This is a genomic window from Nocardiopsis oceani (assembly GCF_054777395.1).
On the sequence record NZ_BAAHAR010000017.1, the window covers coordinates 73,191 to 87,447 of the forward strand.

A 14,257-nucleotide genomic window follows, 5' to 3' on the forward strand; every position below is an offset into this window, starting at 1 on the left:
GTCTCCCCAGGGGAGCTCTGAAGTCCAGCGCTGCCAGAGATCCGAACCCCCGGAGGTCAAGTCATGAGACCGCGAATCCCCATCGCTCCGATAGCAGCCGTCGTCCTCCTTCTCTCCGCTTGCGGAGGCCAGGACGGTGGTGACACGAACGTAGGTCCCGAAACAGTGGACGACGACCAGGATCTCCAGGAGTTGGTGGAAGCCGCCGAGTCGGAAGGCGAGGTCACCTGGTACACATCGGTGCCGAGTGAGCGCGCCGAGCAGATCGGGTCGATGTTCGAGGAGGAGTACGGCATCCCGGTCATGGTCCAGAGGTCGGGTGGCGAGGACATGCTGCAGCGGTACCTCCTGGAAGCCGATGCCGGACAGATACAGAACGACGTCCTCACGGTCTCCGACCCCGCCGCGTTCACGACCCTCCGCGATGAGGGCGACCTCCTGCGGTTCGAGCCGCGTCACTTCGACGACCTACCCGAGTCAGCACGCGACCCGGAAGGGCACTGGACGGCCACCCGCGTCAACGCGATGGTGATGGCCTACCGCACCGACCGTGTGGACGATCCACCCGAGGGCTGGGACGACCTGCTCGACGACCGCTTCAGCGGTATCACCGGCCACGTCAACCCCAACTTCAGTTCCGGGGTCATGACCGTGGCCGCGGGGATCTCCCAGGACATGGGCTGGGAGTGGTACGAGGACTTCGCCGACCTCAGCCCGTTCATCGCCCGGGGCAACAACCAGCTCATGGAGTCGCTCACCGTGGGCGAGGTCGATGTCGCGGCTTTCCTGAACAGCACCTATGTCAGTGACGCCAAGGACGCAGGCGAACCGGTCGAGTGGGTCTTCCCCGAGGACGGCGTCTACATGGTCGCGGCGCCGAGTGCCGTGGTGGCCGAGGCGCCCAACCCCAACGCGGGCAAGCTGCTGGCCGACTACCTGCTCACCGACGACGTGCAGGAACTGATGATCGACGAAGGCAACTACGCGGCGAGGGAGGACATGCCGGCCCCGGAGGGCCAGCCCGACCGCGACGACATCAACGAACTGGAGATCGACTACGACTGGCTGTCCGCCGAGGTGGAGGACGTCCGCGACCAGTGGAACCAGATCATCGACGCGGAGACCGAAGACGACTCCGAGGACGCGGAAAGCTAGTAAGCGCCCCCGACGGACCATCGGTACGTAGAGGAGGCGTATGTCTGTCGACACACGACTAACCACTGGACCGCCCGACGACCCCGCCGACGTTACTCCCCCAAAACCGCCCAAGCGCGGCCCGAGCTTCTCCAGCGTCCTCATGTTGTTTGCCAGCGGGGTCCTGGTGATCCTGGTGGTGCTGCCGCTCGGATGGTTGTTGCTGGGCAGTTTCCTCTCCGACGACGACCAGCTCACGCTCGCCAACTATCTGCGGGTCCTCCAGGAACCCGGGCTGTACCAGGCGCTCATCAACACCCTGCTGATCGGGTTCGGCGCCTGCGTGCTCAGCCTCGTCATGGGTGTACCGCTGGCGTGGTTCATCAGCCGCACCAACCTGCCCGGCCGGGCCCTGCTGCTGGTGATGGTGGCGGTCGCCTACATGACCCCCGCCTACATCGGGGCCATCGCCTACACGATGCTGGCCGGACCCCGCGCGGGGTGGCTCAACCAGCTGGTAGTGGCCGTGACGGGGATGGAGTCGGGCCCGTTCAACATCTTCAGCCTGGGCGGCATCACCCTGGTGACGACGTTCAACGTGTTCCCCTACGTGGTCTATCTGACGGCCACGGCGCTCGATTCCGTCGACAGCAGCCTCGAGCAGTCGGCGCGCATACTCGGCGCCAAACGGTGGCGCATCCTGGCCACCGTCACCTGGCCCCTGGTGACGCCGGCGCTGCTCGGGTCGACGCTGCTGGTCTTCATCCACAGCATCTCGCTGTTCGGCTCGCACGCCTTGTTGGGCCTACCGGTGCAGGTCTACACCCTGCCCACCCGTATCTACTCGATGTTCAGTTTCCCGCCGGACTACGGGGGCGCTTCAGCGCTGGCCATGGCCCTTGTGCTGCTCACGGTCCTCGCGTTGGCGCTCCAGCGGTGGCTGGTCAACCGCAAGTCCTACGTCACGGTCGGCGGAAAGGGCTCCCGGCCTGAGCTGGTGGATCTGGGCAAGTGGAAATGGCCCTCGTTCCTTGCCTGCCACAGCCTCCTCTTCTTCGCCGTGTACCTGCCCATGGGCGTGCTCGCGTGGGTTTCAGTGAGTCGAGCTTGGGCGCACGGGTTCGGGTTGGACAACCTGACGCTCTCGAACTACAGCTATGTGCTCTTCGACCTCGGGCTGACCCAACGCGCCTTCACGAACAGCATCGTCCTGGGACTGGTCGCGGCCACCATCTGCTGTTTCCTCGGGGCGGTGATCGCCTACATCACCCGGCGCGCGCGTCCCCCAGGCGCCGCGTCCTTGGACTACCTCGGGATGATCCCCCTCGGGCTGCCCGGGATCGTGCTCGCCGTCGGCCTCGTTATGGCGTGGATCACCCTCCCGTTCCCCGTGTACGGGACGATGCTCATCCTGTTGATCGCCTACCTCACCCGCTTTATCCCCCTCGCGGTGCGTTCGGCCGACAGCGCCATCCAGCAGCAGGACCCAGCACTGGAAGAGGCGGCCTGGATCAGCGGGGCTTCAAAGGCCCGAAGTCTGGCCGACATCACCGTTCCGCTGATGAAGGGAGGCCTCCTGGCCGGGTGGTCACTGGTGTTCATCCAGTCCGTCCAAGAACTCAGCGCCACGATTCTGCTGTTCAGCGCGGGAACGGAGACCGTGGCGGTGGCTATCTACCAACGGGCCGAAGAAGGCCATTTCGAACACGTCGCCGCGCTTTCGATGCTGATGGTCGTGGTCTCACTTGGCCTGCTCGCGATCGCACGCCGACTCGCCGGCGGAAAGGTGGGGAAGATCGTGTGAACCGTCACCTGAATCCCAATCGGCGACTCCGACCGGAAGTCCGTGGAAAGGTGAGCCACTAATGGCAGGAATCGAGCTCGACCGCGTGACAAAGCGTTTCGCGGACCACACCGCGGTACGTGAGGTCTCACTGTCCGTGCGCGACGGAGAATTCGTCACGCTGCTGGGACCGAGCGGCTGCGGAAAGACCACGACACTCAGAATGATCGCCGGGTTCCAGGAGCCCGACGAGGGGACGATCTCGGTAGACGGTCAGACACTCTCCGGGCCGGGGTGGGCCGTGGGCCCTCAGGACCGCGGCATGGGAATGGTGTTCCAGAACTACGCCCTCTGGCCGCACAAGAGCGTCTTCAACAACGTCAGCTACGGGTTGAAGATGAAAGGCGTCCCCAAGAAGGAGCGGAACGAACGGGTGTCCCATGTACTGGAGACGGTCGGTCTCACCGGGATGGAGGAACGCTTTCCCAACGAGTTGAGCGGTGGCCAGCAACAGCGCGTGGCTCTGGCGCGGTCATTGGTCACCTCTCCCAACATCCTCCTGCTCGACGAGCCGCTCTCCAACCTCGACGCCAAACTCCGCGACCACATGCGCACCGAGCTCCAGGAGATCCAGCGCAAGACCGGGGTGACCTTCGTCTACGTCACCCACGACCAGAGCGAGGCCTTGAGCATGTCGGACCGGATCGCCGTGCTCGAGCTGGGAAACGTGGAGCAGTTCGCTCCTCCGTGGCAGATCTACTACCGGCCGGCCAGTGTGACAGTCGCCAACTTCATGGGCCTGGCCAACTTCGTGGATGCTCAAGTGACCGGCGTCGGCGAAGGTTTCGTGACGGTCGAGGCCGAGGCCCTGGGCGAGTTCCGGGTGCCCGACGAGGGCGCGGTCCCGGACATCGACGCGGGAGAGCTGGTCACCGTGGCGATCCGGCCGGAGTCCTTCCACGTCGTCACCGGCGCGCACGCGCCGGCACCGGAGGGCGCCACCCCGTTCCACGCCGCGGTGACCCACGCCAGCCTGTTGGGAAGCATCACCCTGGCGACCGTCGACGTAGCCGGGCAGGAGCTGCAGATCCAGGTCTCTGGCTACACCGACCTGACGGTCGGGGACGAGGTGTGGGTGGTGCTGAGCCCCGAACAGACCAACCTCTACCGCTCACTCAAGTCGGGCGCCGCCGTACCCTCGCAGCGCGCGGCCAGACAGAGTTCGAGCGTGACCTCATGAAGGACGCAGCGATGCCCCAGGTGAAGAATGTGCCCGCGGTTGACGGGCGAGCACGCGACATCGTCGCGGAATCGGTGGTCGTCGAAGGGCACCGTGACTGCTACGAACAGATCCACCACCTCAACTTGGGCGAGGTCAACCCCGTGAAGGAGCGGTTGTACAACCGGCTCCGCGGAGCCGCAGTCGACCTGACCTTCTACGCCATCGGTGGCGACACCATCGCCCATTCCAACGGCACCGACCGCCCTTTGTTCGCGACGTTGCAGAACATCGATGCGCTGACCCGGGCGCTGGAGGACGCCGATGTCGAGGCGGAGATCCTGCGCACGGCCTCGGAACTGCCGGAACAGCCGGACGGGACCGTGCGGTTCGTCCTCCACCTCGAAGGGGGCGCCCCGCTGGAAGGCGACCTCGCGTCGTTGCGGACCCTGCACCGTCTGGGCGTGCGCTCCGCCCAACTGACCTGGAACGTCCGCAACGACCTGGCCGACGGGGTCCTGGAACGGCGGACGGGGGGCGGACTCACCCGCTTCGGCGCCGACGTGGTGCGTGAGATGAACCGGCTGCGGATGCTCGTGGACCTGGCCCACATCGCGGAGCCGGGCTTCTGGCACGCGGTGGAGCTGTCCGAGGCGCCGGTCGCGGTGACGCACGCCAATGCCAGAGCCGTGTACGACCACCCCCGGAACCTGAGCGATGCCCAGTTGCGCGCCGTCGCCGGCTGCGGGGGCGTGGTGGGGGTCCACTGCCTGCCGGCCTATGTCGACCCGGAACATCCGACCATCGACCGGCTGGTTGACCATATCTCGCACATGGTGGACGTCATGGGTGTCGAGCACGTCGGCCTCGGGGCCGACTTCCCCACCAATGACGGCCCTCGACCAGCGAGGGAACAGCGGTTTCCGCGCAAACGCGAACAACTCGACGGGTTCAACGAGATCGACGAACTACCCGCACTGGCAAGTCGGATGCTGGAGCGAGGGTACGGGATACCCGAAGTGGCCGCGATTCTCGGGGGTAACTTCGCGCGACTGCTCCGCGAGGTACTCGACTAGAACCAGCGGAACCACCATTGGCGAACGAGATGGGAAAGCACGGATGTCAGGACTGAAGTCACAGAGTATCTACCGGTCTCTGAGGGAGCGGATTCTCAGCAACGATATCGCCCCGGGGGCACGGCTGGTCCTGCGTGAGATCTCGAACCACTACGAGACCAGTGACATCCCCGTACGTGAAGCCCTGCGCATGCTCGAACGCGACGGGCTGGTCGAGATCGCGGCCTTCCGCGGTGCGCGTGTGACGACACTGACCGACAGGGAGATCCGGGAGACCTACTTCGTCCGCGGGCATTTGGAGAGTATCGCCACCGGCCTGGCGGCCGAGAACATCACCGATGAACGCCTGGAGGACCTGGAGGAGCTCATGGTCCAGATGCGCGCGGCAGTCGTGAACCAGGACGGCGCGAAGTTCTCAGAGATCAACCATCGATTCCACGAGACCATCGTCGAGGCCAGTGGGAACGAACTCCTCTACCAATTGACCATGGATATATGGCAGCGCCACTCAGGGTTCCAGCGGGTTTTCCGGATGGTCCCTGAGAGGCTCGCGCAGTCCCAGGACGAACACGAGGAGATCATGGACGCCCTGAAGGCCAGGGACGCCTCGCGAGCAGCTGATCTTGCTATGGCACACAAGCGTTCAGTCGGCCAATCGGTCGAGAAACTCCTGGACGATTCCTACGATGGATAGGGGGCCCTGAACCCGATCGGGAACGTCAGACATCAACCTTATTGCGTCAAGTCCGATCGCCGGAAGTATGCGGACGGGTGCGTGTGGCGCGCCCAAAAAGAAGTTGAGGAGAAGAAGTTGAAGATCATCAGATACCGATCGGGAAATGCGGCTGAGTGGGGCATTCTGGATGGCGACAACGTCGTGGCGGCCTCGGGCGAGCCGTTCGTGGACCTGACCCCGACACACACGGTCGGAAGTGTCGGTGACGTGAGCTTGCTACCGCCGGTCAAACCCTCGTCTATCGTCTGCATCGGGCGAAACTACAAAGCGCACGCCGAGGAGTTCGGCAACGATGTGCCGGAGGCGCCGCTGCTGTTCCTCAAACCGCCCTCGTCCGTGATCGGCCCCAACGCCGAGATCGCCTACCCGGCGGAGTCCAACCGGGTCGATCCCGAAGCGGAACTGGTCCTCGTGATCGGCCGGTCCGCCTTCCAGGTACCGGCCGCCGAGGCCTACTCCGTCATCGGCGGTTACACCTGCGGCAGCGACGTGACCGCACGCGACATCCAGAAGTCGGACCCCGGGGGCCAGTGGACGCGCGGCAAGGGGTTCGACACGTTCTGCCCGATCGGTCCCTGGGTCGAAACGGACTACGATCCCCGCGACGTGGAGGTGAGCTGCCGGGTCGACGGCGAGGTGCGGCAGCTCGGCCGTACCAAGAATTTCATCTTCGACATCCCTTACCTCATCGAGTACATCACCCGCTTCACCCGTCTGGAACCAGGTGACCTGGTCATGACCGGTACCCCCGAGGGCGTGGCTCCGGTCGAGCCCGGGGCCAAGATCACCGTGGCCGTGGAAGGGCTCGGTGAACTGACCAATACGGTCGTGCGGGCGGATGAGCGGTCCAGGGCCTGAGACGGTCGGCCCCGCGGTCGCCGTCGAACGACTCCACCTGAAAGGGCGGGTCGGCCGCCTCCACTCCCAACGGCCGACCCGCCCAGGTGAATTCCCCAACGTCTCCCCAGGGCCCCGGGGCGGACTACGGGGGATCCGCGGTGCTGGTGTGTGCCGTGCCCTCAGGCGGTGAACAGTGCCGAGGCGTCGATCGCTGTCTGGACGACGCCGTAGAGCAGGGCCGCGGCGACGAGCACCCAGAGCAGGATCGAGGCGATGACGTTGAGGTTCGTGGTCACGCTGTTGGCCATGGTGGTCTCCCTGGGTTCTCCTGTCGCGGGGCCGCAGCGCGGCTCCGCCCCGGTCGGCGGGTCCGGCCTCTCACTGCTTGGCCTCCTCTGGGGCAGGATCCTCCTGGAAGTCTTCGGCTGGCAACGGGCGCACCATCATGTTGGCGAGGAATCCGACGGCCATCACCGCGACCATGACGTAGAGCGAGAGCTCGTAGAGTGCGGGGCCTTCGCGTCCGGCCGCGATCTGGAAATCGGCGATGCCGTTGATGAGCAGCGGACCGGCGACCCCGGCCAGCGACCACGCAGTGAGGAGCCTGCCGTGGATGGCCCCGACGTTGTAGGTGCCGAACAGGTCCTTCAGGTAGGCCGGTACTGTGGCGAACCCGCCGCCGTAGAAGCTCAGGATGATGCCGGTCACGGCGACGAACATGACGATCGAACTCGTACCGGCGACGGCGATCAGCAGGTAGAGCAGGCCGCCCAGCCCGAGGTAGCCCATGTAGGTGCGCCTGCGGCCGATCGAGTCGGATGCGGAGGACCACACGATCCGCCCCAGCATGTTGCACAGGGAGAGGAACCCGACGAATCCGGCCGCCTCCGCGGGGCCCACATCGTCGAAGAACTCCTGGACCATGGGCGAGGCCTGCTCCAGGATCCCGATCCCGGCGGTGACATTGCAGAAGAGCACGACCCACAGAAGCCAGAACTGCCACCTGCGGACCGCGGTCTCCACCGGCACGCTCTTTGCACCGGCCGTGTCCTGGCTGTCCTCTTCGGGTGTGTAGTTCTTGGGCCTCCAGCCCTCAGGGGGCACCCGCACCGTGAACGCCCCCAGCATCATCAAGACGAAGTAGAACGCGCCCAACACCAGGAAGGTCTGCGCGATCGCGTCCTCGGGGGCCTCGGCGAAGCGGTCGAGTAGTTCAGAGGTCAGGGGTGAGGCGATCAGCGCACCGCCGCCGAAGCCCATGATGGCGATTCCCGTAGCCATTCCGGGGCGGTCGGGGAACCACTTGATGAGGGTGGAGACAGGGGAGATGTAGCCGATTCCCAGGCCGAGCCCGCCCAAGAACCCGTACCCGAAGTAGACCACCCACAGCTGCCCCGTGGCGACGCCGAGCGCGCCGACCGCGAACCCGCTGCACCAGAACACCCCGGAGACGAACATCGCTTTCCGGGGGCCGTTGCGCTCCACCCATTTGCCGCCGAACGCGGCTGAGAGCCCAAGCATCACGATGGAGATACTGAAGATGACACCGACCGCTGTCAGTGACGTATCGAACCTGTCGACCAAGGGGTTGCGAAAGACACTGAAGGCGTACACCTGCCCGATCGACAAGTGCACCGCCAGGGCCGACGGGGGTATGAGCCACCGGTTGTAATCCGCGGGTGCAACGGTTTTCTCGCGGTTGAGAATGGTCATCATGCAGTGCTCCCGATTTCTCGGAGGGCTGCTCGGTATCGGCTGTGCCAACACTTTTCCGAGGAGGCGGCAAGTGCGGGATATTACCTGGTGTGAACTGTTATTCCCGTACCGCTACCCCTTGGTGGTGGATGCGAAACAGCGGGCTTGAGCAGGGCAGAGATCAGGATCCTTGGGTGCTCGGTGCGGATGGAAATGTCCTATTATGTACTGCTGGCATCCCGGGTTGGTAAAATCTATTCGATTCACCGTTTAGGTTCTTTCGTTCCCGTGCAGGGGGCAACCAGGATCAAACACCGGCCGGCTCTCTTTGGCAGCGAGTCACTCATCTCTGCTGAGCCCTGCCGGAGAAGTCGGCCTGCTCGGAACGGAGACGCCATGGCGAAGATTGTGTGTGTCCTGTACGACGACCCCGTCGACGGATTTCCGCCCGCCTACGCACGCGACGACATCCCGACGATCGACCGCTACCCGGACGGCCAGTCCGCCCCGAGCCCGCGCGACATCGACTTCACCCCGGGTGAGCTGCTCGGCAGTGTCTCCGGTGAGCTCGGACTACGGCGTTACCTGGAGTCCAAGGGGCACACCCTCGTGGTGACCACCTCGAAGGAATCACCCGACTCCGTGCTCGACCGCGAGCTGCCCGACACCGACGTCGTCATCTCCCAGCCCTTCTGGCCCGCCTACATGACCAGGGAGCGCTTCGAGGCGGCTCCCAACCTCAAACTGGTCGTCACCGCCGGGATCGGGTCGGACCACACCGACCTGTCGGCCGCCATCGACCACGGTGCCACGGTCGCGGAGGTCACTTACTCCAACAGCATCAGCGTCGCCGAGCACGTGGTGATGATGATCCTGTCCCTGGTGCGCAACTACCTGCCCTCCCACCAGTGGGTCCTGGACGGGGGCTGGAACATCGCCGACTGCGTGTCGCGCTCCTACGACCTCGAAGGTATGCACGTGGGCACAGTCGGCGCGGGCCGGATCGGAATCGGAGTACTGCGCAGGCTCGCACCCTTCGACGTGCACCTGCACTACACCGACAAGCACCGGCTACCGAAGGAAGTGGAGCAGGAACTGGGGCTGACCTTCCACGACAGCCCTCAGGAGATGGTTCCCGACCTCGACGTGGTGACCGTCAACGCGCCGCTGCACCCGGAGACGGAGCACCTGTTCGACGACGCGCTCCTGAGCACGATGAAGCGCGGGGCCTACCTGATCAACACCGCACGCGGCAGGATCTGTGACCGGGACGCGATCGTGCGCGCACTCGAGAGCGGCGACCTGGCCGGTTACGCGGGCGACGTCTGGTATCCGCAGCCCGCACCCTCCGACCACCCGTGGCGCACCATGCCCCACCACGGCATGACTCCGCACATCTCCGGATCCTCCCTGTCGGCCCAGGCCCGCTACGCCGCCGGTACCAGGGAGATTCTGGAGTGCTGGCTGGAGGGGCGCCCGATCAGGGACGAGTACCTGATCGTGGAGGGCGGTGCGCTCGCCGGTGCGGGTGCCCATTCCTACACGGCCGACAAGAAGTAGCGCGCCAAAGAGACCGCCGACCACCCGCCCGCCCCGCCCGTCCGTCCCGGGCTTCCCGCTGGGGCGGGCGGCGTGTGCCTCCAGGGAAGGCAACCGTGACAGTGCGGCCCCGTGAACCCGGGGCAGGCGGCCGGGTCGCGGGTGCCGTGTGCCGGGTAGGCCGCCCGCGGGGCGTCGGGATCGAGATCCCTACATGAAGAGCCCTACTCGGAGGGCTCCGGCACGGACGGGCACTCGATGGCCGGGTTGACGCCGATGTAGTTCAGGGGGCCGACGAAAATGGTCGTCGCGGTGCTGCCCAAATCGGAGCAGGAAGCCTCGGAGGTACTGAAGTAACCGCGCTGCACGGCCGCGGCGGCTCCGATCAGCAGCCAGATGACGACAAGAACCGAGAGCGTGATGCTGGTACGCACTTCTGCCTCCTGGGGGTGGGGCGGTATGCGGTTGTCGGGGGTCCACGGGGCCTGCCAGCTCTACGGAGACCTACCCGGGAACCCCCTCGCTCACCCGGCTCCGGGAGCGAACCGCCACCGCGTGGCGCCGTGGCCGACGTCGTCGGCGGGGAAGGCGAAGACCGTGTCGGGGACGATCCCGTACACCGCATAGGGCGGGGGACCGGCGGTCGGGGCGCCGTCCGGGCCCGTTAGCACGCCGCCTTCGGCGATGGGAGGCCAGCCGTAGACGAGGGGGTAGACGCCGGCGACGGCCCTCACCCGCTCCTCGTCGCGCACCCGTTCGACGCGCCCCTCCACCACCACGTCCAGTCGGCCGGTGGTCACCGCCAGGCTCACCGCGGGGGAGCCGACGAGCAGCCGTGCCTTCCGGCTGCCGTCCCCGCAGGCGAAGTACGGCCGTCCGGCAGTCCACACCGCCAGCAGAGGCCGCGTGTGCGGGACCCCGCCCCCGTCGGAAACGGTCAGCCAGTACGTCCGGTCCACCGTCGCCAGATGGGCGCTCACCTCCTTCCAAGAGCCGGGGGCCTCGTCGGTCAGGGCTTCGGCCCTGGGGCTGTGCGGCACCATGGCGCACCTTTCCGTGGGTTTGTGGTGCCGCTCACCCTAAGCGGGGCCCACGACAGTTTCCGGGGCCGCTCCAGGTCGGCGCGTCCTGGAGCACGAACCCGGCGTAGCTCCGGAGCCCGCGCAACGGTGCCGGGCGTCAACCGAAACATGCTTTTCATGGCTGGATGTCTTGTTGATGGCCCTTGGGGGCGGTAAGAACGTCGAAGACCCCCAGGAGGTGCCCCCGTGCCCTGTCCCCCGCCACACTCCGCACGTCCCCCCGCCCTGCGGCCGAGCTACCCCCGCCCGGCCACCCTCGCCGGAACCGCCGCCGCCTTCTTCGCCGCAGGACTCGTCGCTTTCCCCGCACCCGCCCTCGCCGAACCGCGCGATGGCGCCAACGGGACCGAACGCCAGGAGACCGCCGCCGGTTCTGAGGCCCTGGCCGCCGAACCCCGCTCCGCATCCCTTGACGCGGCCGGGATCGAACCCGGCGCCGCCTACCCCCGGCAGACCGAACTCCCCGAGCCGCCCGAGGACCCCGACGATGCTTCCATCAAACTCGGGCTGGTCCCGTTCCACGACATCGCGCCCGCGCTCAACGGCCTCCAAGAGGACTCCGACCGGGTCAGCGTGGAGGTCGTCGGCGACTCCGTCGAAGGTCGCGACCTCTACCTTGTCACCCTCACCGAACCCGAGACCCGCGGCGAGGCCCGCCACCAGCAGCGCATGCGCGAACTCATCGCCGAGGACCCCGAGCGCGCGGCCCGCGACCACACCCTGACCGACCGCTACAAGACACCGGTCCACGTCAACGCCAACATCCACGGCGACGAATGGGAGGGCACCGACGCCTCCCTGCGGATCATCGAGGAGCTGGCCACAACGGAAGACGAGGAGGCCCTCGAACTCCTGGAGTCCTCACGCCTGTACTTCACTGTCTCCGCCAACCCCGACGGGCGGGTCGAGGGCACCCGGGCCAACAGCGCCGGGTTCGACCTCAACCGGGACTTCGTCACCGTCTCCCAGCCAGAGACGGCCGCGATCCGCCAGGTCATGGTCGACACCCAGCCGCTGGTCATGATCGACCAGCACGGCTACGTCAACGGCACCCTGATCGAGCCGGCCACCCCGCCGCACGGGCAGAACTACGAGTACGACCTCTTCATCAAGAACTCCTACGCCAACGGCCTGGCGATGGAGGAGGCCGTCCTCGACCTGGGCTACACACCGGAGGAGGACGGGGTGGAACCCCCGCAGATCCCCTTCCGGGACTGGGAGGACGGCTGGGACGACTGGCCGCCCATCTTTACCCCCATGTACGCCCCCTACCAGGGCGCGGTCGCCTCGGCCACCATCGAGTTCCCGCTCCGCGTCAACCGGGACGACTACGACCTGCCCGAGGAGGAGCTGCACCGGCGCACCGCCATCAACACCGACATCTCCGCGGCGACCATCGAGGCCACACTCGACTACGCGCACGAGAACCGCGAGGAGCTGGTCGGGGACCAGATCGAGGTGTTCCGACGCGGAGCCGCAGGCGAGGAACAGGTCGTCCCGCCCGAGGACTGGGTGCCCGGCTTCGGCGAGGAGGACGTGTGGACCACCGACTTCCCCCGCGCCTACGTCATCCCGGCGGGTGAGGGCCAGCGGTCCGCACCGGCCGCCGCCCGCCTGGTGGACTTCCTCATCGCCAACGACGTGCGCGTGGACCAGGCCACCAGCGCGTTCGAACTCGACGGCACCGCCTACCCCGCCGGGTCCTACGTGGTGGACATGCACCAGCCCAAACGGGGGATGGCCAACGTCCTGCTGGAGGACGGCCGCGACATCACCGACGACATCGAGGCGATGTACGACATCTCCGGATGGAGCCACGGGCGCTTGTGGGGCGCCACGGTCGAGTCCACCGAGTCAGAACTGCCCGAAGACACCGGTCCCGTGACCGGCGCCGCACCCACCGGCGCGGTCGAGGGCGAGGGTGACTGGACGCTGCGCCTCGACGACGCCGCGGACATCGCCGCGCTCGGAGACCTGGTCGCCGCCGGGTACGGGGTCACCTGGGCCGGGGACGGTTCGGTGCGCGTGCCCGCCGAGGCGGCCGACGCCGTGGCGGAAGCGGCTGACGCGCACGGCGCGGTCTTCCACGGTGCGTCCGCGGAGGACAACGCCGCCCCCGCTGACTCAGCGGGTCCGGTCCTGGACACGGTGAAGCTCGCCGTGGCCGGTGCCGCCGATGAGGTCCACACCTTCGGCGAACTGGGTTTCGACGTGGAGACGGTGTCCACGAGCGTCCTCGATGACGGGTTCGACTGGTCCGGAATCGACGTGCTGTACGTGTCCAGCGGCCTGGTCTACTCCGACCTCACCGAGGACGCCCGCACCGACCTGGACGCCTTCCTGGAGACCGGCGGCGTGGTCGCCCGGGGTGAGACCGGGGCACGCTTCAACGACGAGGCCGGGCTGTTGGAAGCCGAGCGGAAGGACGGGCGATCGGACGCCAACGGCCTGGTGGCCGTGGACGACGGCGACGGCGCCCTCGCGGGTACCGGCGGCTACGGTTTCGTGTACGGGCCCGGCTGGTTCACCGGTCTGGGGACGGAGGTCACCGTCGAGCAGTCCTACGGGGCCGAAGGGCCGCTGGTGGCCGGGCACTGGCGCGCCGATGACGACGGTACGGGCGGCCAGGACTCGGCGGTTGGGCAGGCGTCCGTGGTCAGCGGGGTCGCCGACACGGGCACGGCGGTGGTGCTCTTCGGTACCGAGCCCCTGTTCCGCAACCATCCCAAGGGTTCCTTCGGCCAAGTGGCCCAGGCCCTGTACTGGACCTCGGCGTCGTCCAGGATGGGTTAACCCCAGAAACAGAAAACACAGAAGAATGCAGGGATAACGCGAATCCGTCTCGGTTCCTTTCCGGGGCGGTTTCCGCTGTCGTCTCCGTTTCTCCGTTCTGTTCCACGTGCACCTGTGGTCGGCCCGGTGGCGGTGCTCTCCTGCGGATCATGTGATCAGCCCATCAACCCTTTTTTCGCCCACGTATTCCCCGCGGGTCAGGGATTCCGGCGCTGTCCGAGAGTGGATTGCAGCGGTATCCGGAAACAGCGGGAAACGCGTCGCTGACAGGCCAATGGCGCGGACGGGTCGGGGCTTGGGTGGGGAGGAGCGCGGTGGTAGTGGTTCGACGTTCGCGGCGGATAGGCCGCGCCGGGGCGG

The 14,257-nt window shown here is 66.7% G+C and carries 12 protein-coding genes; 8 read left to right on the top strand and 4 right to left on the bottom strand.

Features of this window, described 5'->3' with window-relative positions:
- The first annotated feature begins 63 nt into the window (after positions 1 to 63).
- The 6 genes from ACYVDG_RS11940 (at position 64) to ACYVDG_RS11965 (ending at position 6,806) form a co-directional block, all read left to right on the top strand.
- Entirely contained in the window at positions 64 to 1,155 is a 1,092-nt protein-coding gene (locus ACYVDG_RS11940; protein ID WP_460749670.1) for an ABC transporter substrate-binding protein, read from the top strand.
- 40 nt (positions 1,156 to 1,195) lie between these two features.
- Positions 1,196 to 2,938: an ABC transporter permease gene (locus ACYVDG_RS11945; protein WP_460749673.1), complete on the top strand. Its 1,743-nt coding sequence runs from the start codon at positions 1,196 to 1,198 to the stop codon at positions 2,936 to 2,938.
- Positions 2,939 to 2,999: 61 nt separating this feature from the next.
- Positions 3,000 to 4,157, top strand: a complete 1,158-nt coding sequence (locus ACYVDG_RS11950; RefSeq protein ID WP_460749676.1) for an ABC transporter ATP-binding protein — start codon at positions 3,000 to 3,002, stop codon at positions 4,155 to 4,157.
- Positions 4,158 to 4,168: 11 nt separating this feature from the next.
- The gene (locus tag ACYVDG_RS11955) at positions 4,169 to 5,212 is read left to right on the top strand and encodes a dipeptidase (RefSeq protein WP_460749680.1); all 1,044 of its coding nucleotides are present in this window, start codon (positions 4,169 to 4,171) and stop codon (positions 5,210 to 5,212) included.
- 43 nt (positions 5,213 to 5,255) lie between these two features.
- On the top strand, positions 5,256 to 5,906 hold the full coding sequence (locus ACYVDG_RS11960; RefSeq protein WP_460749683.1) for a GntR family transcriptional regulator: 651 nt from the start codon (positions 5,256 to 5,258) through the stop codon (positions 5,904 to 5,906).
- Positions 5,907 to 6,023: 117 nt separating this feature from the next.
- Complete coding sequence (locus ACYVDG_RS11965; protein WP_460749686.1) at positions 6,024 to 6,806, top strand: fumarylacetoacetate hydrolase family protein; 783 nt, start codon at positions 6,024 to 6,026, stop codon at positions 6,804 to 6,806.
- Between the two features lie 161 nt (positions 6,807 to 6,967).
- On the opposite strand, the gene ACYVDG_RS11970 is transcribed toward ACYVDG_RS11965, so the two are convergent.
- Both ACYVDG_RS11970 and ACYVDG_RS11975 read right to left on the bottom strand, forming a co-directional pair.
- Positions 6,968 to 7,096, bottom strand: a complete 129-nt coding sequence (locus ACYVDG_RS11970) for an MFS transporter small subunit (RefSeq protein ID WP_460749689.1) — start codon at positions 7,094 to 7,096, stop codon at positions 6,968 to 6,970.
- Between the two features lie 70 nt (positions 7,097 to 7,166).
- Entirely contained in the window at positions 7,167 to 8,504 is a 1,338-nt protein-coding gene (locus ACYVDG_RS11975) for an L-lactate MFS transporter (protein ID WP_460749692.1), read from the bottom strand.
- Between the two features lie 375 nt (positions 8,505 to 8,879).
- On the opposite strand from ACYVDG_RS11975, the gene ACYVDG_RS11980 reads away from it, so the two are divergent.
- Complete coding sequence (locus ACYVDG_RS11980) at positions 8,880 to 10,043, top strand: NAD-dependent formate dehydrogenase (protein WP_460749695.1); 1,164 nt, start codon at positions 8,880 to 8,882, stop codon at positions 10,041 to 10,043.
- Between the two features lie 203 nt (positions 10,044 to 10,246).
- Here the strand turns inward: ACYVDG_RS11980 and ACYVDG_RS11985 are convergent, their stop codons facing one another.
- Both ACYVDG_RS11985 and ACYVDG_RS11990 read right to left on the bottom strand, forming a co-directional pair.
- The gene (locus ACYVDG_RS11985; RefSeq protein WP_460749698.1) at positions 10,247 to 10,456 is read right to left on the bottom strand and encodes a hypothetical protein; all 210 of its coding nucleotides are present in this window, start codon (positions 10,454 to 10,456) and stop codon (positions 10,247 to 10,249) included.
- Positions 10,457 to 10,546: 90 nt separating this feature from the next.
- On the bottom strand, positions 10,547 to 11,065 hold the full coding sequence (locus tag ACYVDG_RS11990) for a pyridoxamine 5'-phosphate oxidase family protein (protein ID WP_460749702.1): 519 nt from the start codon (positions 11,063 to 11,065) through the stop codon (positions 10,547 to 10,549).
- 225 nt (positions 11,066 to 11,290) lie between these two features.
- Between ACYVDG_RS11990 and ACYVDG_RS11995 the strand changes: the two genes are divergently transcribed.
- Positions 11,291 to 13,897, top strand: coding sequence for a M14 family zinc carboxypeptidase (locus tag ACYVDG_RS11995; protein WP_460749705.1), 2,607 nt, complete (start codon positions 11,291 to 11,293; stop codon positions 13,895 to 13,897).
- Positions 13,898 to 14,257: the final 360 nt, after the last annotated feature.

What these genes read in the sequence shown, in the direction of transcription:
- ACYVDG_RS11940 (WP_460749670.1), top strand. Translation starts at nt 64, where the DNA reads ATGAGACCGCGAATCCCCATCGCTCCGATAGCAGCCGTCGTCCTCCTT.
- ACYVDG_RS11945 (WP_460749673.1), top strand. Translation starts at nt 1,196, where the DNA reads ATGTCTGTCGACACACGACTAACCACTGGACCGCCCGACGACCCCGCC.
- ACYVDG_RS11950 (WP_460749676.1), top strand. Translation starts at nt 3,000, where the DNA reads ATGGCAGGAATCGAGCTCGACCGCGTGACAAAGCGTTTCGCGGACCAC.
- ACYVDG_RS11955 (WP_460749680.1), top strand. Translation starts at nt 4,169, where the DNA reads ATGCCCCAGGTGAAGAATGTGCCCGCGGTTGACGGGCGAGCACGCGAC.
- ACYVDG_RS11960 (WP_460749683.1), top strand. Translation starts at nt 5,256, where the DNA reads ATGTCAGGACTGAAGTCACAGAGTATCTACCGGTCTCTGAGGGAGCGG.
- ACYVDG_RS11970 (WP_460749689.1), bottom strand. Translation starts at nt 7,096, where the DNA reads ATGGCCAACAGCGTGACCACGAACCTCAACGTCATCGCCTCGATCCTG.
- ACYVDG_RS11975 (WP_460749692.1), bottom strand. Translation starts at nt 8,504, where the DNA reads ATGATGACCATTCTCAACCGCGAGAAAACCGTTGCACCCGCGGATTAC.
- ACYVDG_RS11980 (WP_460749695.1), top strand. Translation starts at nt 8,880, where the DNA reads ATGGCGAAGATTGTGTGTGTCCTGTACGACGACCCCGTCGACGGATTT.
- ACYVDG_RS11990 (WP_460749702.1), bottom strand. Translation starts at nt 11,065, where the DNA reads ATGGTGCCGCACAGCCCCAGGGCCGAAGCCCTGACCGACGAGGCCCCC.